The organism is Coprococcus sp. AF16-5 (assembly GCF_003479365.1).
Taxonomy (GTDB): Bacteria; Bacillota; Clostridia; order Lachnospirales; family Lachnospiraceae; genus Coprococcus; species Coprococcus aceti.
This window is the reverse complement of sequence record NZ_QUGZ01000002.1, coordinates 777,252-801,702: the sequence shown is the minus strand read 5'-3', so window position 1 is coordinate 801,702 and position 24,451 is coordinate 777,252. Positions and strand designations below refer to the sequence as shown.

The window sequence follows — 24,451 nt, the reverse complement described above, 5'->3', positions numbered from 1 at the left end:
CTCCCTTACAAGCCCATCATTTCACGGACAACACGGTCTGCCATTTTGACCGCACCGACCAAGACGAGCATATTGAATACAAGCTCCCCGACATAGCTCCATACCATTGTGACCGCCGCCGCATCGGGATTGACCGCAGGCGGTGTCGCTGCAAACAGCGAAAAGATGATGCAGGCAAGCACTATGATTGCACCCTCCAAACACACGGCAGCATAAGACTTGATAAAGCTCTTGCCGACGCTCTGGCTCGGCTCTCCTGCAAAGGCAGAAAGAGGAACAGGGGCGATAGCGGTATAAAGGTAGAGTTTGAAAAATCTGCCGTACACCGACATTATCATAATGAAACTGAGTACCGTAATGAACAGACCGCCGATGAGCGTGACCGCCCACAATGGGATACTCTCGAAAAAGCCGCAGTCCTCAACGGCGGTCACGATTTCCGAGGGCAAGACGGTCTGTGTTGCCGTTCCAAAGCCTGCGGCGTTCATTATGGTAGAGATAACGCCCTGCACAATCTTAAACAGAGCCATCATCAGCTCCAGACCATAAGTGACCGCACCTTTGGCAAGGGCAAATCGGATAAAAAGCTTCAATGCGTGTTCGGGTTTCTTCACTTCTGCAAAGTTACCGCAGGTACGCATCACGCCTACGACGAAAAACAGCACGAGCAGGGCAAGCCCGATAGCCTGCAACGCACCGTGGATATTTACAATCACATTCCATATCGTACCGCCCTTGAATTGCTCTGGGGATTGGGTAACGAGCTGCCATATTTCAGCCAACTTCTCATTCCAAGTATTCAGGGCGTTCTCCAAGTTCTGTACGACCCAGTTATCAGACATTCGACCACCTCCTTGTTAAAATTGGGCATATCGGGCAGCCCACGAAGTGATCTGCCCGATATGCTCTGTCTTTTGTCCTCTGGATATGGGGAATTAGCCTGTGATGAGGGTCAAAATCTCCTTTGCAAAGGTAATGACTACGCCGCCTGCAAGGGTCAGAAAGCCGTTCGCTCTCTGGGACGGGTCGTGGGATTTGAGGGATAAGCCCACCTGCACGATACCGAAGCCGAGCATAATCATACCGACAGCCCTTACCAGACCGAAGATAAAATCGGAAAGGTTGTTGACGACCTGAATGGGGTCATTGGCAGCAAAGGCGGTCATAGATGTGCCAAGCACCATCGTGAGGGCAAGCGCCGCCACGCAGTAGCGGCGGAAACCCGTTCTGACCTTGCCCGTCATGGGCAGCTTTGTGGTTACTTTCTTCTGGGTGTCCTTCTTGTTAAAAAATTTCATAGATAAATCCTCCTTTAGATGTTGAATATTTCTTCTAAGTCCTCATCGGACAGAAGTTCATAGGAAGTGCTGACAGGCATAACGCTTACGGCGTTATCAGGTATTTCGCTGTCAAACACAAGGGTCGCAACCGCCTGTGTCGGCTCGCCGTGAACATAGGGCGGCTGACCTCCGTCAGCAGTCAGTTTTACATTGGGGTGCTTTAAGATGTCATACTTAAAATCCATAACAGGTCGCTCGCCACGCACAAAAAGAAGTGCGTAGCGGTTATCAAGCATACGCACTTCATCTGGGGTCATCAGCTCACGCCCTGACATCTGGTAGTTGGTCGAATAGTTCCCACTTCGTCCAGAGCTTTTCCCGTAGGTGTTGGTATCAATGGTTTCCTTACCTAAAAGCTCGGACACATACTTATGGGTGCTTTGCTCGTTGCCGCCCAGATACAAAAACTCATCGCAGTTGCCCACGATGCTTTCCCATTGCTTTTCAAACAGGGCTTTGAGCTGTGCCAGATTTTGCAGGATGATACTGACCGACACGCCACGGGAACGCATAACCGACAGTATCTTGTCAAAATCGTCTGGCAGGGAAACATTGGCAAACTCGTCCATAATAAAATGGCAATGCACGGGCAGGCTGCCGCCGTACTTGTGGTCTGCCAGATAAAATAATTGCTGAAAGAGCTGCGTGTATAAAATCGACACAAGAAAGTTAAAGCTCGTATCGTTGTCTGGTATCAGGGCGAATAAAGCGACTTTCTTTTCCCCCAGACTTGGCAGGTCAAGCTCATCGGTGGCAGTAAGCCCTGCAAGGCTCTCCAGATTGAATTTTTCAAGCCTTGCGGCAAGGGTTATCTGGATACTCTTTAAGGTCTTAGCCGAGCCTGAATGATAATCCCTGTAATACTTGAGGGCGATATGCTCTGGGTTTACCATCTCCAGACGGTCAAAGAGTTCGTCAAGAGGGCTTATATAGCTGTCATCGTCCTCACGCACTTCGCCTGCCCGTAAAAGCTCCATAACCATCGGGAAGTTTTGTTCCTCTGGCGGTGCTTCATATTTGAGATAGAATACCAATGCCAGAAGCAGCATACTCGCCGCCGTATCCCAGAACGGGTCTTGCGACTGGCTTCCTTTCGGGGTGGTCGCCTTAAAGAGATTGGTCACAAGCCTTTGCACATCGTTGTCGTTCCGAAGATACACAAAGGGGTTGTAACAATGGCTGCGGTGCATATTGATAAGGTCAAGGACACGCACCTCATAACCTTTCTTTTCGAGCAGACCGCCAATGTCACGGACGATTTCGCCCTTTGGGTCAAGCACCACGAAAGAGGTGTTGCATTGCATAGCGTTGGGCTTGCAAAAAAACCTTGTCTTACCTGCACCAGAACCGCCGCAGACCAAAATATTCAAGTTTCGGCGGTGCTTCTTTCCGTCCAAGCCGATACGCACATTTTGCGTGAGCAGTTTGTTCTCGAACGGGTTTTTATCTCGGTACTTCTTGTTGAGAGTACCTGTATTGCCCCATTTTGCCGAGCCGTGTTCCTCCCGCCTGCGGTAGTTCCTGCGTGTGGAGAAATAGATGCCGATGCCCATAGCGTAGGCAAGCAAAAAAATAAGGACAGTCTTTACGCTGTCCTCACACACCGTTATGGAAAACGGGTTATTTACTGCTACGGATAAGCCGCTGACTATCTCCACGATGCCGCCGCTGACATAGGGTGCTGTCAGCAGTGAAAGCCATACAACAGGAACGATGCCGCAGATAGAAAGGATTAAGCCCGTCTTTTGGTCGTTATCGTTCCTCATTGCACCTGCACGGAATGACCCTGACCTTTTTTGTCGGGGCGTTCGCCACCTTGTCAATCAGCTCATCAACAGGGTCGGTGGGGCGTTCCTCCTGCAACTGCCGTGTACGCAAGGTGTTCAAAGCATTGATAACGATATTCTTGTCGTACTTGTCAAGTGCGATGTGGTATCGTTCTTCTTTCATAGGCTGCACCTCCGATTAGCGTTCCTGCTCTTTGTTCTTCGGCGGCTTGTTCTTTTCAAGGCTCTTAAACATATCGCTCTGGATTTCGCCCAGAACATCACGCATCGAGCCAAGCTCGCCTTTGAATACCTGCGTGTCCATTTCCGAAAACTCCCTCGGAAGCCTGTCAAAACTGAAACCTCTGGTGTCCACGCCGTAACGGGTGCTGACCATATAGGCAACGCAGAAGGATTTGAAATCGGAAGCATCACGGCTCTCGTTATGCTTGAAATCGAAAACCGCCGCCGACACTTCCTTTGCCATACTCACAAAGAGCTGTTCCTCAGTAAGCCCTGTCTTAATGAAAATCGTCTGCTGTTTACTGTCATAGTAGGCAGGGATTTCAAGGTCGGCAACGGGAACAAAGGGAACGGGGCTTGCATCAATCATAGCCGATACAAGCTCACGCATCGTTTTCGGCTCTTGTGCCTGCTGCCTGTCCTTTGCCGATGTTTCGGAAATGTCATAGACCACCTTTGCGTTGTAGCCTACCGCTTTCGTGCCGTCATCACGGGTGTACTCCTTGCTTGGCTCAAGGATAACGATTTTCTGTGCGTCCTTGTTCACATAGACACGGCTCTGCTTCCAAGCGTTATAATCTTTGAGCTGTGTCGCATCGGGCATCTGTGCCGATACTAAAACGGCGTTCGCCACCGAGTAGCGGTCAAAACGCCCCTGCACATCAAGATACTGGCGGAAGCTCTCGCCGTCTTCCATCATCTCGGAGCAGGTGTTGTCAATCAGCTCATAGGCTTCCTGCCGCTGTGCCTGCTTCTGGGCAGCCCATTCCGCTTTATCAAAGGGCTTGCTGCCGCCGCTGAATACATCATAAATGCTCATACTGTTTACCTCGTTTCTTTGGATTTTGGTTTTCTTTTCCGCTTCTGGGGCTGTTTATGCTCCGTCTTGCCTGCGGGCGGCTTCTTCGCCCTGTCAGAAGCGGAGCTTTTGTCCAGGGCAGAAGAAGTATCTGCTTCCTGCTCTTTTCGGCTCTCCTTGATTTTCCGCAGTTCCTCTTTGACCGAAGGTTTCTCCTTAGTCATAGTAGCCCCCTCTGCGGATTTCTTTGGCTGCTCTGAGGTAGGCTCGGACAGAGGGGATTTTTCGGTCTTTGCCACCGAGGGGTTTGGGGCATTTTCCTCCTTTTGGATTGGCGTACCCATCAGGGCATCTAAGAGCTTGTCTTTCTCTGCCTTGTCCTGTACGCCGATGTCTGGCTCTGGCTGACCTGCCTTTTCGTCTTTGGCTTTCTCCACATCGGTCACAACAGAAGCCGTTGCTTCCGATGCCAGTTTGAAGCGTTCCGCAATGCGGCTGATTTTCGATGCGTCCTCCGCACGGGCAATCACATCGACCTCCGCATTGGGGTCTTTGTTTTTACGGTCTGCAAGGACACAATAAAGAACGCCGTACTTTTTTGCTTCCTGCGTAAACTTCTTCAGGTCGCTGTTCCTTACGGTAAATACCTTTAACTCCTTGCCAGAACGGAGCATATTCGTAAGCCTTGCCTTGCCCTTTGTTTTCTGTTCTTCTTTGAGAATGGAATACAAAAGGATTGCGATATTCTTCGCACCTGCACCTGTAATTTTGGCAGCGACCTCAAAGCCCTCCAAGCTCATTCGGACGATTTGTTCTGCCGCTTCGCCTCCTGTGTTCATTCGTCATCAGCTCCTTTCCTTGCTGTTCATCTGCCCGTATGGTTGTTAGCTTTTCTTTGAGGGTATCGTTACGGGCTTCGATGCCCCCACATAGTCTGACCTCCTTCCGTAAGAATTTCATTCTCTCCGTAATTTCCGTAAGCCGAGCCTTGACCGCTTCTTTTTCTTCGCCGCCTGATTTGCGGGATTTGGAATACAGTTCCTTTCGCTGTTCGGTAAGCTCCGACATTTCCGTTTCCAGAGAGCCTTTATATGACAAGAGCTGTTCCACCGTATCAATCCGATTGCGGCAGAGCAGCCTTGTTTCCTGTGATATGGCTTCCATCTTCATCAGGTCATCTTTCAAAAGATAATGAAGCCTTGCATAATTCTGTTTTCTGCTTTTTGGCAGGATACCGAGCCTGTAACAGTAGTGGAGATACAGCCCACGCAAGCCGCCGATTTTTTTCGCATTTTTGAGTGAGCCTTTCACACGGAAAACCTGTACGGTTTTTTGCGGCTCGGCAAATCTGGAAAATTTTACGGCATAGGAATTTTCCCTGATACGCTCCGTAATCCTCTCGTTGGTGTAATCCTCTCCGAGCTTATATAATCGCTTTGGGCGTTCCCAACCTTTGCCGATTATCGTCCAGTATTTGCGGTTGGGATCAAAGCTCACACGATAGCCCATCTCTGCCATCTGGCGGTCAAAGTCTTTGAGCGTAAACGATTTGCTGATAGCTTCGTCCACCGCCTGCCGAGCCACATTATCCCTTGTGGGCATACCGTTCTTTTCAGCCTGATACAAAGCATAGGGTTTCTTTTTTCCGCTTGGGTGTTCAATGACAGACAAAGCATACTCCCTGCAAAGCTCATCGGAGCGTTGACGGAGCAGCCGCAGGTTGGCTTTATTATCGTGGTAGTGCTTCCCGTCCAAAAAGGAAACAGAGTTTACGACAAAGTGGTTATGCAGGCACTCGGTATTTAAGTGGGTGGCAACGATGACCTGAAACCTGTCGCCCCACATCTTTTCGGCAAGTTTTACGCCGACCTCGTGGGCAACCTCTGGCGTGACCTCGCCGTGCTTAAAGCTCTGGAAACCGTGATAGCAGACAATCTCGCTTTCATCGTTCCACTCAGCTTTGGCAATCATCATTTCATCTCTGGCGGTGGCAGTATCGCAGTTGACCCCTGTGACGAAAAACCGCTTTTCCGTCTTGTCCTTGTTGGTGGCATACTCCATTACATCGACCAACGCCTGCAAGTCGGCTTCGGTGTATTTGGGGTTGGCGGTCTTTTCTGGGTTTTCGGCATAGTCTATCGGGTGGTCGAGCCTGCCTTTTACATCCCAGATTTCACACACCGCCATTAAGATACCTTTCGGGGAAGCAGATACTTTTTACGGACATCAAGCTGAAAATCGTGCCACTTCCTTGCTTCCTCACGGAGCATCGGCGTGTCGATAAAGTTCAGGGCGTTTGCTTTGGCGGCAAGCTGATTGATACGGTTGCCGATGGCAGACAGCTCACGCATTATCCTGTAAAATTCGGGGTCGGGTTTTTCGCAGAGCTGATAGCCCTTTACCATTTCTCTAAGGAACGCTTCTTTTGAGCGACCCGATTTTCGCACAAGCTCATAAAGATACTCGGCTTCTTCCTCGTTAAGACGGAAAAGTATCTGGACGCTTCGCTTTCTCATTTTCCAATCCCTCCTTTTTGGAGAGCCTGTTAATCTGCAAGCAGCACATCAGCACAACACCGACCAGACCGCCGAGCATTGTGCCGATGGTAAAAAACAGAAACTCACTCATTCTTAAAAACTCCTTTCTCATATCGGGGTATTAGGGGCAGCCCCCTAACAAGCGAATTTGGTATCCAAAGACTTTTGGATAATCAAATTCAGTGCTTGGTAAGACATTACTTAGTCCTCGTCCTCCAGACGGCACTCTCCACACATCGGGCAGAAGTACGGACAGTCCGAACATTCCTCGTGCTTCAGACATTCGTCCTCGTCCTCATCATCGGCTCTGTTTTCTGCCGTTCTTTCCTCATCGGCTTCCTGAATATCGGCTTCTCCGTAATCAAAATCATCGTCAGAAAAGTCGATAAGGTCGGTATCACAAAGAATAATCCTTACCTTTTCCGCCGCCTGTTCGGGGCTTTCCGCATAAACAGTAATGCTCTTTTCATAGTGTCCTGTCAGGGTTACATCATACTTTTTCAATGGTTAAATCCTCGCTTTCATTCTTAAAATCTGTTGTGGTTGGGCTGGTTTCTTGAGGCAATATCAGCAGACAATCAACGGGCATCACTCCTTTCACGGCTTACAGTCGGTCTTGCAATCCCCAGATAGGACAACAAAAAATCGTTGAAATCCTTGCCGACAGGCGGAGGATCATCAACGATTTGGTAGTCTTTCTGCAACAATTCTTTTAAGGTGGCAGTACAAATCCTGCCTGTCTTGTCGTTATCCAGATGCAGAATGATAGTCTTAATATGGGGATTGGCGTTCAAAAATGTTGTTAGTGCTATGGGGATTTTGCTGTCTTTTATCTCTTTCTTAGGCTGATACACACCCGAAAGAGAGAGCAGATTTTCCGATTTATAGTCCTTACCCTCACACTTTAGATAAGTGGCGTAGGACAATAAATCAATGGCGGCTTCAAATAAGTGCACCGTATTAGTCGGCTCTCTTGCCAGAAGTCGGAACGAATACCGCTTGTCGCTGCCTGATGCGTCGCCCTTAAAGGAGCTACCTATCGTGCTGCGGTAAGCGGCATACTTTGGCGTTCCGCTTTCGTCCTTACCGACAAAAACGGCATTGTGGTACTTGACACTTTCAAAAATCGTACCGTCTGCAATGCAGTCCTGTATGATAGAAAGGTCAATCCCACGCCCGAAAAGGTAGTCGGTCACTCGGTTACAATCACGATTTTTCGGTGGCAGGAGCAATACCTTTGGCTCGTCTTTGGGTACGGAAACAGGCGGCGGCTTCCAGTCTGCCGTAATACCTGTGAGCATTTCCACGGCTTCCACAAAGCTATACTCTCTGACCTTAATGAGATAATCAAGGGCAGAAACACCGCCAAAACCTCTCGACCACCAGTACCACTTACCATTGGAAATCTTCAAGCTGTCGTGTTCTTTCGTGCAATAGACATTACCTGCCACACGCTTTAGGTTGCTTGGCTCATACCTCTGCAAGTAGGAAAGTAAGTCCATCTGCCGTGCCTGCTCAATCACGGCAGGGTCAAGTTTCACATAGGGTCGGTTACTTCTCATTCAATAAAATCACCTCCTGAAATAGAAGAAGCCGAGGGGCTTTCGATTAAGAAAACCTCTCGGCTATGTAATATTGTAATTATTCTTGGTTTATTAACTTCATTTCATATCCATAAATCTCTTGGAATGTGAAAATACCTTGCCAGATATATTCAGACAATGTCTTGCTTTTATCTCGTTCAACTAATGTTTTTATAAATTTCTCCTTGTCCTCTATTGTCCTACCTATGGTATCTCCTCTCAAATTTAGGATAATAGGTAAATTTGAATTGAACGCTTTCGTCTTATCATATTTATCCTTGTTAGCGTGTAATAAGGATATAATTTCAATTACAGTTACAATATTGTTTTCTTCGAAACCTAATAATTGAGCCACATCTATTTTGCCCTCATCATACTTTTTTAATTTTAACGAAATCAAATCAACTTCTTTTTTCAAGGTATAGATTGACAAAACCATAGTTGACATTATCTTTTCAATACGCTTCATAAATTCACGCCATAAATCAATTTTCATATCTTCAGGTTTTATTGTAATAAATGCTGGCTTTGTTTTGCCATCAAGAGGATATGCACCAAATGCGGTCTTAGTTTTGCTTCCGTCTATATGATATAAATATAATTCAAAAAAGAATGACTTTATTTCAGGTATTACACCATTGGGAGATTTACAAATTCTCACTCTATATGCGATTGTTTTCCAAAAGTCAAATACAACATACCTATACCCATCAATATCATCATATTGAAAAAATGCGTTAGTTCCTACCTCTGATAATTGGTCAATAGCAAAATAATAGTTTCTTTCTAATATGATATCAACAAAATCTCCGTCTGTATTTCCTAAAATATAATCTACAATGTCTTTATATTCTGTTTTATATTCTTCTATGTTGTTTATATAGCAATACCATTCGTATGCCATTTTAGCAACACTATGAACTGCATAGAAACCGAGAAAGCTATCTGCTGTAATGGTCTTATGCAAAGTTACATCACTAATATCGACTGCTGTTGCTTTTCCTTTGCTTATTTTATTTATTCGCTCCATAGGTGCCATCAAGATTTTATGCCCATTATCGTCCACACCTGCAACAACATCTTTGGGAGCATACAAAGAGGCTCTATTACTGATTTTGACATTATGCATTTCTGTTCCGTCTATTGATATATCCGCTTTATACTGAATTGGTTTTCCATCACGTGTTGTAAGTCCCAAATGGTTTCTAAAGAAATCCAAATCGGCTACATATTTTTTCTCATAATTATCATTTGTAAAGGCATTATGTGTTTTACAGACAAAGGACTTGGTTAGCTTTGCACCTGTAATAGCGTATGTGATTATATCCGATGAAGTAAGTTCTACTTCTGAATTACAATAGATACATTTCATTATATATTCTCCATTCAAAATTATAGTCGTACTTTGTATTATTTTATTATACTACTTGAGTATGAATTTTTCTACCTTTCGGCTATGTAAGAACGGCATCAGCTTTACGCCAATGCCGCCTTTTCTCGGTTATAAAATTCCTGCTTTTTTGAGATACCCAACGCTGTCATAACATCCACGGAAGTAAATTGACTGCAATTCTATATCCGCAAGCTGATTTTTCAGCTCCATTATCCTAATCAGAGCTGCACATTCTTCTTTGGTAAGCTCCGCCACTTGTTCGGTATCAAACACACCCAACACTTTCGGATACTGCTGATACAAACTCTCAATCTTATCCTGAATGGCTTTGTATTCCTCATTCTCTTTAGAGAGATTGGCAACAACAGAACTTAGATATTCGTTGAAAATATTGCTGTGGGTATCTACAAAGGTTTCAAATCTGAACTCTCCAGACATCATTCACACCTCCGACTTGTAACTATCTGCCTTTATTATACTGCCCAAAGTGGGGCAATACAAATCTGCAAATGACTTTATCGCTCCCGATTTTCACATTTTCTTTCGGGCTGTTCCTCGCTTTGCTCTGGCTCGGCATCAAGCACAGCAGGGTCTTTTTTGTCAAGGTTAAGCTCAATGTTAAGAGCGTTCAGCCGTTCCGATTTCTCTTTCAGCTCACCTTCAAAGGCAAAAGGCTTTTGTACCTCAACTTTTGCGGTTTCAAACTGTGCGATAGTTTCCGTTCTTTTAGTCTTGGCAGCTTCCAATCTGGCAGGGAGCTTTGCAAGCTCGTTTTCAATTCGGGTCAGGTTTCCCAGAGGGTCAAAGCCTAAATCTACCTTGTACTTTGCCTTTCCGCAAAGGTTAAGACAATAGTGGGCATTGACCGTATCATAGAAAACTTCCATTTTAAAGCCACGGTAACTGCCGATTTCGGTAGGTGTAGACAGCGGATATTCCTTGCAGATTGCAAGGAGCATTTCGCCTGCGGCAGCTTTTTCGGTGTACTTAATCCCTCGCAGGGTCATCGCACAAAACTTTTCCTCGCCCTGCGGCTTGTTCTGCTCGGCAAGGGCTGTATCGACTTCATAGCAGACAATACGCTGTTCATATTCCTTAACTGTCTGTGGAAAGTATTTGAGTATCCTGTCCTCAAGGTCATAATGTTCGGAAAGGTAGCTTTGTTTCAGCACTTTAAGCTTGGAAACCTGAATGTCTAAATCCATTTTTTCCTTAAAACGCTCGTCGCCTGTGGCAAGCATCTTGACCTCCGCAAAGGAAAGAGCTACCTCGTCCACATCTTCGACAGAACGGACAGGGCTTTTACTCGTCATTATCTGGCTGATAAATTTCTGCTTGCTCTCCACCAACTGATAGAGGTAGGCATCAAATGTCTGCTCGGTTACATAGCGGTAAACCTCAACCTCTGGGAACATATTTCCCTGCCGTTCGATACGCCCTTGCCGCTGCTCAAGGTCAGAGGGTCGCCACGGACAGTCGAGATTGTGAATGGCGATAAGTCTGTCTTGGACATTCGTGCCTGCTCCCATTTTCGGTGTAGAGCCTAACAATACACGCACTTCTCCGCTTCTAACTTTGCCGAACAGCTCTTTTTTCTGTGCATCGGTGGTGGCTTCGTGGATAAACCGCACCTGCTCGGCAGGAACGCCACGGGCAATCAGCTTCTCCCGAATATCATCATAGACATTGAATGTGCCGTCATTCTTCGGGGTGGACAGGTCGCAGAAAATAAGCTGAGTAGCCTTTGTGTCGGCGTGTTCCTCCCAGATACGGTACATATTGTCGATACAGGCGTTGACCTTGCTGTTTGGGTCATCGGGCAGCATCGGGTCAATCATTCTCTGGTCGAGGGCAAGTTTACGCCCGTCATTCGTGATTTTGAGCATATTGTCGATGTTCGGCTCGACAAGCCTTGCCCGCACTTTTTCAGCTCTCTTTGCAAGCCCTGCCACCATATCGGTCTGGATTTCACTCGGCTTGGTCTTGATATTGTGATAATTGACCTTTGGTACGGGGAGCTTTAACATATCAGCGGTCTGAATATCCGCCACCTCACGGAACATCATCAGCAGCTCTGGGAGATTAAAGAACTTTGCAAATCTCGTCTTAGCTCTATAATTCGTACCTTCTGGGGCAAGTTCCAGAGCCGTAACCGTTTCACCAAAGGTGGAAGCCCAACTGTCAAAGTGCTGCAAGCCGTTCTGCATCAGCGTGTCATACTGCAAGTACCGCTGAACAGAGTACAGCTCCACCATTGAATTTGAAATAGGCGTACCTGTTGCGAATATTGTGCCACGGTTTCCTGTGATTTCGTCCAGATAGCGGCACTTCATAAAGAGGTCAGAACTTTTCTGGGCTTCGGTCTGGGCGATGCCGCCCACATTCCGCATCTTGGTATAGAGGTACAAATTCTTGTAAAAATGGCTCTCGTCAATAAAAAGTCTGTCAATGCCGAGCTGTTCAAAGTCAATGACCGTATCCTTACGCTTGGTATCGTTGAGCTTGTCGAGCTTCGCTTTAATCCCTTTTCGGGTTTTCATAAGCTGCTTGACCGTGAACTGTTCGCCCCTGCTTGCCTGCACGTCGTCAATACCACGCTCAATATCATCGAGCTGCCTTTGAAGCTGTTCCCTCTGTCGTTCAATGCTCATCGGGATTTTTTCAAACTGGCTATGCCCAATAATGACCGCATCATAATCGCCCGTAGCGATACGGGAGCAGAACTTCTTGCGGTTGCCCGTTTCAAAATCCTGCTTCCTTGTCACAAGGATATTGGCACTCGGATAGAGCCGCAGGTACTCGGAAGCCCACTGACCGACCAGATGATTTGGCACAACGAACATTGCTTTATTACATAGTCCGAGCCGCTTGCTTTCCTGTGCGGCGGCTACCATTTCAAAGGTTTTTCCTGCCCCTACCTTGTGGGCAAGGAGCGTATTCCCGCCGTAAAGAATATGGGCGATGGCGTTGACCTGATGGGATCTTAGGGTAATCTCTGGGCTGATACCGCCAAAAGTGATATGGCTGCCGTCATACTCACGGGGGCGTACTGAATTAAAGGTATCGTTGTAGTACCGCACAAGGCGGTTTCGCCGTTCTGGGTCTTTCCATATCCAGTCCTGAAACGCCTGCTTGATAACTTCCTGCTTTGCCTGTGCCGCCGTGGTTTCCTTTGCGTTGAACACCGCTTTTTTGTTGCCGTGTTCGTCATACACATAGTCAAAGATACGGGTGTCACGCAGGTTTAGGGTGTCCTCAATAATACGATAGGCGGAAGCCCTCTTTGTACCGTAGGTGCTGTCCGCCTTTACATTTCCAATATCGGAGCTTTTGTTCTCAATAAACCAGTCGCCATTCATTGGGGTGTAGCGTACCTTTAGCCTGCCCATTGCATAGCTTGACGGGGTTAGTAACTCCACCACAAACCGCTGAATATCCTCCTGCGGTATCCAAGTCGTACCCAGACGGACAGAGATTTCAGCCGCAGACAGGTCTTTCGGTATGACTTGCTTTAAGGCTTCCACATTGACCGCAAGCTCTGGGTCATTCTTTGCTGCGGCTTCTGCAGTTAAGAGTTTCGCCCGTACATTCCCTGATAAATACTCATCGGCAGTCACATACCTTGCAGGCTCGGCGGCGGGGATACGGAAGATAACGCCCTGTAAATCGGCAATCAATTCTTCCTGTGTCTTACCCGTGAGCTGTTCCATAAAGGGTAAATCAACACGGGCTTTCTCCCCGATAGACAGGGCAAGGGCTTCGCTCGCCATTTCCACGGAAGTGATTTCACGGTGGGGCTTTATCGTCCGTTTCGTAAACATATCCGCTTTCCGCTTGAAGTTTCCCTCATCGTCAAGCACCTCCAGAGAGCATAAAAGGAAGTAGCTCTCGTCTGAAGCAAAGGCAAGATAATTTCCTCGTCTGTTGATAAGCCCGTACTTTTTGGAAAAAGCATCATACAAGCGGTTTAGGTTTTCCTGCTCGGTCTGTATCATTTCCTCTGGGTAGCCCTCGGTCTGATACTCAATGAGCTTTCTCACACAGTCACGGATTTCGATTAACCCTTTGATACGGTTTTCGGCAGTCATAGATGCCGCCGCAGGGGTCATAATGTCATTCTCACGGAAATAAACTTTGCCGTCCACCAATGCAAAAGAGAAATTCCGCACATTGGGGTCAGCAGGGATAACCTCGTCCTGCTCATCGGAGATTTCGTCAATCTCACCCATATACTCTGGTATTTCTCCCTGAATGTTCTGGACAGCGTTGTGCAAAAGCTCTGACAAAGGAATATCCTGATAGGCTTTGCAGGCACTATCCATTCCAAAGCGGGTGCTTTCCATTTTCATTTCACCCAAAATCATCTCTGGGTGCTGCACAAAATAGCTGTTCATTGTGATGCCGTTCTCATCGGTATCGAGGTGTACCCAGTCAGGCTCTATATCCGTAATGCGGTCACGCTTCTGTAAAAAGAGAATATCGCTTGTGACCTCCGTGCCTGCGTTTGCTCGGAAAGTGTTATCGGGAAGCCTGATTGCTCCGAGTAGCTCAGCTCTCTGGGCGATATACTTCCGCACCTCTGGGCTTGCCTTATCCATTGTACCTTTAGAAGTAATGAATGCCACCACGCCGCCTGTTCGCACCTTATCGAGAGCCTTTGCAAAGAAATAGTCGTGGATAAGAAATTTCTGGGCATTGTAGCGGCTGTCATTGACCTTAAAATCTCCGAAAGGTACATTGCCGATAACCACATCAAAGTGGTCGTCTGGCAGCTTCGTTTCCTCAAAGCCCTGTACGGCAATGTTCGCTTTTTGATAAAGCTGCCCTGCAATTCTGCCTGTGAGTTCGTCGATTTCCACGCCGTGGAGCTTGCTGCCTGCCATACTGTCGGGAAGCAGACCAAAGAAATTGCCCGTGCCGCAGGACGGCTCTAAAATGCTGCCCTCTGAAAATCCCAGACGGTCAAGGGCTTCATACATTCCCTTAATCACAACGGGCGGCGTATAGAACGCCGTCAAAGTGGACTCCATCGCCGCACGGTATTCCTCTGGCGACAGGCTTGCGTAAAGCTCCTGAAACTCGTTTGCCCACGCTGCGTTATTCTCGTCAAACGCCATTGACAGACCGCCCCAACCAACATATTTTGAAAGGGTTTCTTGTTCTTCGGGCGTGGCAAGACGGTTTTCAAGCTCCAGTTCGTGCAAAAGGTTGATTGCCGCCATATTGTTATGGAACTTTTCTTTTGCACCGCCAACGCCTAAAGTATCCTCGGTAATGCGGTAGTTGTGTCGTAAAGCAGAGGGAACGGCAGACTTCTCAGCTTTTTCTTCGGGCGGTAGCTCTGGCTGTTCCTGCTCCAAAAGACTTCGGATATAGCCGATTTTCTCCACTCGGTTAATAGGGAAACCTACGCTGTCCTTAAAAGTGATGTCACGCATTGACACATCATCGCTGACTTTCCCAACGCTTTCAATGAGATAGCGGCGGTTGTCTATGACGATTTCCTTGCCGATAAGGTCAGAAGTATCCTGTTCTTGTCTGCTTCGCTCTGCATCTTTCTGGGCGAACAGATTGACATTATTTTCGGCACTATTTAAGGTGTCTGCATATTCCTGTGCTTCTTCCTCAGTTTCAAAGGTCTGATAAATACCGCCTACATCATAATACTGTCCGTCTTGTCCCTCTGGTATGCTGTTATCCCGTATGATAAACGGGTCTGCAAAGGCATCGGAAGTCTGCTCTACGGTGTAATGGGGTACTGCACGGTTAGAAGCAACAGGTATGCCTTTTTCTTTCGCAAGCTCCTTAAAGTCTGACAGAGTATCCGCATCCATAACCATTCCGACCAACTCGCCGTTTTCATCAAAGTTCATCGCTTCATCAATCAGAAAATGGTAAAACTCCGTGCCTTGCCACCGATTTTCTTCGTCTCTCGCAACAATAACACCGTTTTCATCGGACAGACCAATATCGTCCATTTTCATCTGCGAAAGCACATCTCGCAGAATATCAATTTCCCTGTCTGTAACTGAGCGTGTTTCCTCGGCAGGGACAAACCATTCCTTTTCAAAGGACATTATCTCGTCAAAGAGCTTTCTGTCCTCTGGGGTCAGGTCTTTGTGCTGCTCCAGATACGGAATAAACACATCACGCCCCCAACGCAAACTTTCCATCTTCTCACGGTAATAGTCCTCGCCCTGCTTTTTCCACTCTGGGATAAACGGGCAGTCTGGGGAAAGGGAATATTCATAAAAGTTCTTGATATGGGCAATTAAATCGCCCTCGCCGTCGCCAATATCAAACCGTCCATCATAGTGGAAGTCCTCGCCGCCAATAGTAACGGTTATATCAAAATCCGTCTTGTGATACCAACCGACATTATCATCGCCCTCACGCTCACGGTGCTGCTTTTCGTCCAGAACGCCGAGCAGATAATTACCAAGTGCAAAGCTCAAATCGGTGTAGCGGTCATTAAACTGCCTGTCATAAAAGGCAGGGTGTTCCGAAAATCCGATAGAAAACTGGATGCCGTCTGGCTTTTGTTCAGGCGGTATTTCCGTTTTCTGTTTCTCGGTCACAACGACCTTTAAGTGGTCGTTGGCAGGGTTTTCCTTTAGCTTTTCCTCAAAGTCTGCCCGACTAAGTTCCTTGCCGAACAGTGGAAACTCTGGATTACGCAGAGAAACGGCATTTTCATCGAATGCCACAACCTCGTATTTATCGGCACCGATATATACCACATCGTCCTCATGGTAAAGATAGCGAAGCGGATATAGCTCCAGAAGCTCCTGCGAAAAACGCCACGCATTGCTGCGGCTGTAAATATCAGAAGTCTTACCCTGTACCAGAGCAAGAAAGTCAATGAGCTGCTGAACGGTGGCAGGGTCAGATAAATGCTGTTCCATCTGCTCAGCGGTCACATCGGCAAGGTCGTTTCTGTTTACATTTTCAAGCAGACTTTTTTCGTAACCGTCCAAGTCACGGATAAAATCGGACAGCCGCAAAGAGAGCGTATCCCGTTTATCAGCAGGGGGCAGGTCACGGTGGGCATCAATAAATCTCTGCCTGTTCACTTTCTCCTGCGTGTCGATTTCATACTGCGGAGCTTCCACGCTCTTTAGATATTCGGGATAGTGGTCTTTCTCTTTTTCATTCAGATAGCGGTTATTCTTTATCAGCTCACGCAGCCGCTTTTCCATCTTACTCCAAGAGAGGATAAGGTCTGGATTGGTGTATGAGCCATGCTTTTCAATGTGGATACCTTTGCCATCGTGGGACTGACCGCCTTGCGTTCCGTCTGGGAAGTAGTGCGTACCGCCGCCGATACCATACTCATTTTTGAGAAAAGTGATATTATTTTTGCTGTCCTCTTGTTTCTGGAATTGACGGTAAATGCGGTACTTGCCGTTTTGAAAACCGCTTCCTAATAAAAGAACAGAGTCAATATCCTCCTGAGAAATAGCAAAAGCAGAGGATTTTTCGTCCTCTGCTTCAGCTATCATTTCAATCTGTTCCTCTACGGTAGGGAGATTAGCCCTGACCTCTGTTTCATTGGCGATGCTTTCCTCGGCGGGGTATGACCTGTCTAATTGTAAATCAGCTCTGTCAGTATCACTTCCTCCGCCTGACTGCGAATATTGTTCATCAGTCCGACCCACTGCATCGGGGCTTTCGCTTTCAGTTCCTCGGTCACGCCCTGTTCGGCTTGTAGCTGCTTCGTCAGAAGCTCCAACCGTTGTAGTGCTGTCTGTTCTGTCTGGTGCAGATGTTCGTTCAGCCTGCCCGTTGTCAGCAGGTTGAGGTATGTCACTCTCTTGTGCTGCTCCAGATAATCCCTGTGCATCAAAGCGTATCTGCCAAGCGGAAGCTCTGGCTCTGTCGCTAATGTCAGGTCGGGAATAAGATAATCGCCCTGTTTGGTGTAAGTGATTTCGTTCATTGTATTTGCTCCTTTCGGGTTGTTCTCTGCCTATATCATACCGAGCCTGCGGTTTCGGTACAAAGGTGCGATTTTGGGTTTTCTCTGCCATTTGCACATCTCGGATAGTCAGGGAGATTTCCCTGAGTGCCATTTCCGCAATATCGCTCGTTGCAATACCGAGGGCGTTAATGGTGGCAGGGGTATTAAAATTGATAATATCCTGAAAATCCTCACGGTCAAAAAACTCGCCCGTGTCCAGACCGCAGCGGCTGATCAGCATAAAAGCAACGCTGTTTGCTGCCAGCCGCTTATATATGACCTCTACATTGAAATCGTCCAGTTCTTCTAAAAAGCTGTCCTTTGTGCAGTCCTTTAACTGTGAAAAATAATCTGGAAGATTGTCCTCAACAGCGTTCTTTGCCGTTTCCATTAAGACAGAAGCAAGATCAGAGCCTTCCACCTCTCCAAACCTATCCGAGAGCCTTTCCATAACAGCCTGCTCGTATTGCTCATTCATCTGCCATATCGGAACGGGGCGGCTGCCATAATACCCTTCGTGCGTATCTGACACATCAAAGTAATATTTCAGCGTGTTCCTGCGACCTTTCGGGTTAAAGACCGCTATGCCTTTGCTGTCCTTATTGACCCACCGCCGAAACTGTTTGTTCCAAGTTTCAAGCTGTGCCACGGCAACGGCATCAGGGCGTTGGGCATAGATTAGGAGCTGTTCGTCAAAGCGGCATTTATAGTTGCGGCAGGCGGCAGCTAAAAATCCCTGCCACGCCTGCGGATTTTTCGCAACGGCAACACCTGTACGCCGATACAGCTCTGTGATTAGCTGATACTTCGCAGCCATTAGGTTTTCACCTCCTTATAGATTTATTTTGGGTCATTCATTGGCATCGCCGCCAAAAAGGAAATGACCTTGTTTGCCTTGATACTTTTTTGCAGGTCATTGATAAGGGAAATATCCGCAACCGTAATACCCTGCATTGAGAGAATATCGTCCATTGTCATAGCGGCAATGGCTTTTTCATCGGTAAAACCTGCTTCCAAAATCTTGTTTAAGACCTTGACCGCTTTCTGGTTTACTGCCATTTGTCAGTCCTCCTATCGTTCTAAATCCTTGTGCTTCGGGGCTTTTTCCTGCCCCTTGACTTTGGCAAGGGCTTCTTTTGCCCAATCGGGCATACATTCGGGCTTGATTTCCCCAAGCACATCGTACCTTTCCCATCTGGCTCTTTCGCCCGTGGCAAGGCAAGTACCAAACACCGCCTGACCTCTGCCGCCTGTTGCACCGTTGCCGCCCTCTGCCAAGATAAGCTGATAGGCAGGGTGCTGATATTCATACCGTTTCGGCTCGGCATTGAGAACGACGACCTTGCCAACGATATTGCTTTTATGGTCGTCAGGAATACAATGCTCCTTTGTGAACACGGCTTTATCAAAAGGAAACTTTGACAGCTCGGCTCTGGTGCGGTCAATCTGAGATTGTACCCGTTCCGTGAAAATCTCCATTGCTTCCAGATAATCATCGGAAACAACGCCCTCAGTTGCCCACGCTGCTGACAGCGGATTGTGGTAGTCGCAGTAGCAGACTAAAAAGGGATACTGTTCCTTTTTATCCACGGCAAGCACAACCTCTTTATCCCCAACATAGATGCTTTGGGTCACTTCATAATTACCGAGCATTCTTTTTTCTTCACTCATTCGGCTGCTCCTTTCGTTCTTTTTTCGCTTTCTGCTCGTCTAAAATCTTGCGGATACAGACATCGCAGAAAATAACTGACCCGTCCTTATATCGGGGATAAGGACAGGTCGTACAGTCATATTTCTTTTGCTTATCGCTCACGGTCATCACCATTTTTCTGCTTCGGGGCAGCTTGATTGTACGGCATACGGCACTCCGTTTGATACCGTTCATTCAGCTTCTCCCGTGCGGCAGAAATATCATTGCAGTAGTAGCCCCAGAAATAGTTATCGCCGCCCTTACAGTACCAACACACATAAGGGTTAGGGGCATTAGGGTTATGACCGATGACAAGCTCGTTACTCCCGATAGTACAGCTCTCTATGATTTCATAGCCCCCATTGGAGCGTTTTTCTTCGTCCATAGACACCTCTCATTCTTTGGCATACTTCCGATATGCCTTTTCGCCTGTTGCCCGAAGCCGCTGCATACGGGCGTTGCCTGACAGTTCTGGGTGCTTCGCCTGCAATTTGCGGCGTGTCCTGCTGACACTTTCAAAGCTCGGCAGACCGAGATATTTATACTGTGTCATTATTTCCGCAAGGGGGATTGCCCCCGCATCTTTCAGGCACACATTACAAAGGGCAAGGTACAGCACCATATCGTCATTTCGGGCATCTTCGTTCTTTTCCAGAATAGCCCTGACTTTCTTTTCAACGGTCTTTAAGTTCCGCATTGGATACCTCCATATATGGAAAGAGGGCGGCATATTTCAGCCGCCCCCGTTCCTGCATTTTATGGGTCACTTATTCTTTCTGTGACGGATATTGAGCCAGAGTGCCGCACCGCCGATAAAGACGACAAGCACGATGGCAATGATAGTCTTTGCGTCCATTCCTTAGTCCTCCTTTTTCTTTTTTCTGCCCTTAAAGCCAACAATGCCGAGAACGCCTGCACCGATAAGGGATACTGCCGCAAGGCTTACCCACAAGGCAGGATTGAAGTCATCGCCTGTTTTCGGTGTGTCACGAAGTTCGTTGTGCATCTGGACAATCGTGGTTGCTCCGACCTTTACCGTTGCCTGCTTGTCGGCAGGGAGAATATAGCCTGCGGAAGCATTGTCGCTGACCTCGGAAACGGTGTACTCGCCAATACGCAAGCCCTCAATGAAGATTTCGCCGTTTTTGTCGGTCTTAAAGGTCTGGTCATAGTCCGTGCCTGTTACCCTGAAAGAGAAGCCCTCCAGTTTTCCATTAGAGGAAGTCTTAACGATTTTCAGAGAGCCTTTCTGTGCAGTGTTGATAAAGCCAACGCCTGCTTTGTTCTCTACGGCATAGGTCTTGCCGTTTTCCTCAATGGATACGCCATACACGCCCTCGTCAAGTACAAAGCCCTCTGGGGCTGTCTTTTCACGGACAAGGTATTTTCCATATCTGAGGTCGCCCATCTGGTAAACGCCTTTTTCCACTTCGCCCATTGTTCCGAGCAGCTCATCGTCTTTGTCGAGCTTTCCGTCGCCGTTCTTATCGGCATAGACTTCAAAGACCGCACCTGTCAGCTTGTTTTCAGGGTAATCCTCGTCCACCTTAGTCAGCTCAATTTTGCCTGTGATATAGAAGTTGACAAGCTCGATTTCCACAACCTCGTCCACCTTGCCGATAGTAACAGGGATTTCTTCCTCGGAGAGTACAAAACCTTTCGGGCTTTCGATTTCACGGATTGCCCAAGTTCCATACGGTACTTTTGCAAAAGAAAAACTACCGTCATCAGCCGATGTGGTAGTCTTAATCGCATTTTCCTTTGTAAACTCGGTTGTACCCACCTTAAAGATGCCGATAACAGCACCGCCAAGAGCTTTTCCGTCCTCATCAGACTTCTTACCGCTTACAGAGCCGTAAATCAGCTTGTTTTCAATGGCGTTGCCCTCGTTTGCCGTGATGTGGACAGTAGCGGTTTCCTGACCTGCATACTTAAAGTTTACAGGATATTTGGTATCGCTCGTAAGATAAGCCGCATTGGTCTTGATTTCCTGCACATAGTAGCTGCCAATCGGCAGGTCGCTGATTGCTTTGCCGTGACCATTCTCATTAAGGAAGATGACCTCAATCAGACCGTCAGCAGGGATAGTCTTTCCGTCTGCGGCAGTCAGTTCCTCGGCTGCATACAAGCCAAAGGTTACATCGGCAAACTCGCCGTTTTCGCCCACGCCGTAATCCTTGTCAATTTCAAGGGCTTTCACAAGGTCGATTTCCACACGCTGACGCTCGTTCACAAAACCTGTGGCAGTTTCCGTTACGGCGATTTCCTGACCTGTATACACAAGCTCAACGGCGTGGATTTCCTCATTCAGTACGAAACCGAACGGAGCAGTAACCTCTTTGACCTCGTACTTTCCAAGATACAGCTCCTTGGATTTTGCCGTACCGTCTTTGCCTGTGGTAATAGTATCCACAACCTCGCCCTTAGAAGCTCTGAGCGTTCCGTCCAGAGTATAAATATCCTCGGCGGCGGTAATCTCATAGACCGCACCCTCCAGATTGCCGACAGAGAAGATAGGCTGATACAAGCCTTTGTCGCCTGCAACGGTGCTGAACACCTCGCCAGATTTAGTTACGGTAACTGTGCCTTTCTGTGCCATATTGGAGCGTACCACTTCGATAACGGTAATGCCGCTTTCTTCTTCTGAATTTTCCTGCACCACATCAAAATAGACAGGCTCGGAGTTCAGCACATAACCATAAGGGGCTTGCACCTCAACCAGAGAATAACCCTTGCCGTATTCCAAAGTCTGCGGTGTGATAAGGTCGCCGTCTGCGGTGGTGTAGAAAGTATCAATCGTTGTCACTTCGGGGTAAGTGAAAGTCATAGATACAAGGCTGCCGCTTGGGTCATAAATCTGGAAGCCTGCACCTGCATACGGGATTGTCTTGCCTGTTTCCGCATCTTTCTTGACAATCTTGATATAACTCTCAAAGTTTGCGTTGTTGATAAGATAGCGGTAGGTCTGACCGTCCTGATTGATAAATACATCAAAAGGCTTCATCAGCTCACGACCCTCCCAACCAGAGGTCTGCTTCACGGTATAAATGCCGTATGGCATATCCTTACTCTGGGCAAAGCCGTTTTCATCGCAGGTGAGCGTATCACGCTCGGTTTCCTTTGCTGCTTCATAGCTGCCTGCGGCTTTCAGATAAACCTCAAAAACAGCCCCTTCTTCAGGTGTTTCAATCTGTGTTTCGCCGTTGTCGGTGTGCTTGATAATGGAGATGTTACCCTTAATGACCTGTTCATTCACGGCGTTTTCCGTGCTGTTCAGTTCTACGGTATAAAGCTCAGGCTCTGCACCGACCTTATGAATGGTGGTGTCGAGCAGATAGCCCTCGGACGGGCTGATTTCTCGGATAGTCCAGTCATTGTCACAAATATAATACTTGGTCGTAAACTGACCGTTTGCATCGGTGGTATAAGTGTCAATGAGTTCTTCGCCCTTGTAAATGCCATACACCGCACCTGCAAGGGAAGCGTCGCCCTGCGGCTTGCCTGTTTCTGCATCGGTCTTTGTGACCGTCACATTGAATTTTTTGAGAATGTTGTGGAAACTGCGGTTTGTGACCTTGTTCCATTCAATCGGTGCGGTCTGGGAAGCAGGAACGACATAGCGGATTGCGGTATCTACTTCCTCTAAGGTGTAAGGGGTGTTGCCGCTGATAAGGACATTTTCAAACTTTGCAACGCCCTTTGCATTGGTTACGGCATATTCATCAACGGAATAACCGCTAAGGGAAGTTCCGTAAAGGTGGAATTTCACGCTCTCCACCAGATTATCCTCGGAAGTTTTAACCACTTCAAGGCTTCCACGCTTTAAGACATTACTGAAAGTGACGGTTGTGGTCTTGCCGCCGATAAGGGTAACGGTCTGGGTCTGCTGCGGCTCATATTTATCAATCGCCTGTTCCGTAATGGTATAGATGTCAGGCACTAAACCTGCTACGGTAATATTACCGTTCTTGTCGGTCTTAACTGTCTGGTTGAAGTCCTTGCCCTTAATGGTAAACTGGATGCCCTCTACAATGCCGTCCTCGGAAGTCTTTTTCAGGGCAATCGTGCCTGTCGGGGTTTCCACATTGATATAGGCGGCTACGGTATCGGCATTTTCAACGCCTGTTACCAAGTCCTGCAAGTTCGGGTCACCGTAGGCAATCAGCTTTGCACTGCTGCTGACTATCGGCATATTGTTTCTTGTTGCGGTAATGCGTACCGTACCGTCAAAGGCTTTGGCAGAGCTGATAGTCAGCTTGTTGCCAGATTTCGACACGCTTACCTTACTGTCAGAGCTTGAAAAGGCATAATCGAAAAGAACGCCGTTGCTGTCCGTAAAGGTCAGCGTATATTTGCCGTCCTTATAGGCAAGCTCCTTTGTGATGCCGTTTTTACTGCCCGACATAAAGCTCGGAATGGTATGATGCTCGCTCATCAGCGAAACAATCTGGTCGTATGCCGCCTTTGCTCCGCTGTTGGCATAGTTAGAGCCAAAGTGCAGGCTGTAAACCTTGTCGCTTGTCTTGCTAAATGAGCCTGTGGCTTCACGGCAGCCCGTGACAAACTCCCATACAAGGGTCTGTGTCGCAACCCACTTCTCATCATCGCTTCCTGTAAGGTTACTGCGGTTGCCCTGATACCCGTAGAGCAGGGCAAGCCCGACTGCCTTTTTCTGATTGGCAGAAAGGGCGTTCCAAGTGTCCGAAGATGCCTTTTTCAATGTGTTACCCGTATTCAGCGGTACACCCGGCTGAATACAAAAGGCGTTTTCTCCGTCCACAAACATACGGTACTTATAGTTTCCCGTGCCGCCTGCGGTATGACCGTCAAAGGTGGCACTCGAATTGTACCTCATAGCATTGCCGCTGCTGTCGTAGGTGTGGCTAAAGGAAATCGTACCAATGTCACCCGCTGCAAACGCCGTCGTTGCAGGCAAAATCGACAATGCCGTGACCGCAGCCATAAGAGTAGCCGCAGCCTTTTTGAATAATCCACGAATTTTCATCGCTTACCTCCTGATAATGTTAATATTGAAAATTTCCCTTACTAACCGAAAAAGCTGCCCTATATCGGACAGCTCATAGTTTTTCTTTTCTCGGATAGTTTTGGTAGTAATTAAGGGGGTGAGGTGTGGAGAGGG

General features: G+C 47.6%; 19 protein-coding genes. All 19 read right to left on the bottom strand.

Features of this window, described 5'->3' with window-relative positions:
* Positions 1-5: 5 nt before the first annotated feature.
* On the bottom strand, positions 6-842 hold the full coding sequence (locus DWW70_RS08375) for a hypothetical protein (RefSeq protein WP_015522537.1): 837 nt from the start codon (positions 840-842) through the stop codon (positions 6-8).
* 93 nt (positions 843-935) lie between these two features.
* Positions 936-1,298, bottom strand: coding sequence for a glutamyl-tRNA amidotransferase (locus DWW70_RS08370; RefSeq protein ID WP_118649638.1), 363 nt, complete (start codon positions 1,296-1,298; stop codon positions 936-938).
* Between the two features lie 14 nt (positions 1,299-1,312).
* Positions 1,313-3,106 (bottom strand): VirD4-like conjugal transfer protein, CD1115 family, encoded by a 1,794-nt coding sequence (locus tag DWW70_RS08365; protein WP_015522535.1) that lies wholly within the window; start codon positions 3,104-3,106, stop codon positions 1,313-1,315.
* Positions 3,093-3,290 carry a hypothetical protein gene (locus DWW70_RS08360; RefSeq protein ID WP_015522534.1) on the bottom strand — a complete coding sequence of 66 codons (198 nt, stop codon included), beginning with the start codon at positions 3,288-3,290 and terminating at the stop codon, positions 3,093-3,095. Before DWW70_RS08360 ends, DWW70_RS08365 begins: the two co-directional genes overlap by 14 nt.
* Before the next feature lie 15 nt (positions 3,291-3,305).
* Positions 3,306-4,169, bottom strand: coding sequence for a hypothetical protein (locus tag DWW70_RS08355; RefSeq protein WP_118649637.1), 864 nt, complete (start codon positions 4,167-4,169; stop codon positions 3,306-3,308).
* Between the two features lie 5 nt (positions 4,170-4,174).
* Positions 4,175-4,987, bottom strand: coding sequence for a PcfB family protein (locus DWW70_RS08350; protein ID WP_117733817.1), 813 nt, complete (start codon positions 4,985-4,987; stop codon positions 4,175-4,177).
* Positions 4,929-6,335, bottom strand: a complete 1,407-nt coding sequence (locus tag DWW70_RS08345; protein ID WP_118649636.1) for a relaxase/mobilization nuclease domain-containing protein — start codon at positions 6,333-6,335, stop codon at positions 4,929-4,931. The genes DWW70_RS08350 and DWW70_RS08345 overlap by 59 nt, the downstream gene beginning before the upstream one ends.
* Complete coding sequence (locus DWW70_RS08340; protein WP_117688259.1) at positions 6,335-6,664, bottom strand: plasmid mobilization protein; 330 nt, start codon at positions 6,662-6,664, stop codon at positions 6,335-6,337. The genes DWW70_RS08345 and DWW70_RS08340 overlap by 1 nt, the downstream gene beginning before the upstream one ends.
* Positions 6,627-6,776, bottom strand: a complete 150-nt coding sequence (locus DWW70_RS08335; protein WP_117688258.1) for a DUF3789 domain-containing protein — start codon at positions 6,774-6,776, stop codon at positions 6,627-6,629. Before DWW70_RS08335 ends, DWW70_RS08340 begins: the two co-directional genes overlap by 38 nt.
* Before the next feature lie 110 nt (positions 6,777-6,886).
* The gene (locus DWW70_RS08330; RefSeq protein ID WP_117688257.1) at positions 6,887-7,189 is read right to left on the bottom strand and encodes a hypothetical protein; all 303 of its coding nucleotides are present in this window, start codon (positions 7,187-7,189) and stop codon (positions 6,887-6,889) included.
* A 74-nt stretch (positions 7,190-7,263) separates the two neighbouring features.
* Positions 7,264-8,247 carry a DUF3991 and TOPRIM domain-containing protein gene (locus DWW70_RS08325; RefSeq protein ID WP_015522528.1) on the bottom strand — a complete coding sequence of 328 codons (984 nt, stop codon included), beginning with the start codon at positions 8,245-8,247 and terminating at the stop codon, positions 7,264-7,266.
* A gap of 79 nt (positions 8,248-8,326) precedes the next feature.
* Entirely contained in the window at positions 8,327-9,640 is a 1,314-nt protein-coding gene (locus DWW70_RS08320; RefSeq protein ID WP_118649635.1) for a hypothetical protein, read from the bottom strand.
* 129 nt (positions 9,641-9,769) lie between these two features.
* Positions 9,770-10,102: a DUF6664 family protein gene (locus DWW70_RS08315; RefSeq protein WP_015522526.1), complete on the bottom strand. Its 333-nt coding sequence runs from the start codon at positions 10,100-10,102 to the stop codon at positions 9,770-9,772.
* 74 nt (positions 10,103-10,176) lie between these two features.
* Positions 10,177-18,438, bottom strand: a complete 8,262-nt coding sequence (locus DWW70_RS08310) for an LPD25 domain-containing protein (RefSeq protein WP_118649634.1) — start codon at positions 18,436-18,438, stop codon at positions 10,177-10,179.
* Between the two features lie 23 nt (positions 18,439-18,461).
* Positions 18,462-18,680: a hypothetical protein gene (locus DWW70_RS08305; RefSeq protein ID WP_117688253.1), complete on the bottom strand. Its 219-nt coding sequence runs from the start codon at positions 18,678-18,680 to the stop codon at positions 18,462-18,464.
* Positions 18,681-18,692: 12 nt separating this feature from the next.
* Positions 18,693-19,292 (bottom strand): hypothetical protein, encoded by a 600-nt coding sequence (locus DWW70_RS08300; protein ID WP_117845077.1) that lies wholly within the window; start codon positions 19,290-19,292, stop codon positions 18,693-18,695.
* A 131-nt stretch (positions 19,293-19,423) separates the two neighbouring features.
* Positions 19,424-19,696: a hypothetical protein gene (locus DWW70_RS08290; protein WP_117688250.1), complete on the bottom strand. Its 273-nt coding sequence runs from the start codon at positions 19,694-19,696 to the stop codon at positions 19,424-19,426.
* Between the two features lie 9 nt (positions 19,697-19,705).
* Positions 19,706-20,008, bottom strand: a complete 303-nt coding sequence (locus DWW70_RS08285; protein ID WP_015522521.1) for a hypothetical protein — start codon at positions 20,006-20,008, stop codon at positions 19,706-19,708.
* 162 nt (positions 20,009-20,170) lie between these two features.
* Positions 20,171-24,316, bottom strand: coding sequence for a SpaA isopeptide-forming pilin-related protein (locus DWW70_RS08280; RefSeq protein ID WP_118649633.1), 4,146 nt, complete (start codon positions 24,314-24,316; stop codon positions 20,171-20,173).
* Positions 24,317-24,451: the final 135 nt, after the last annotated feature.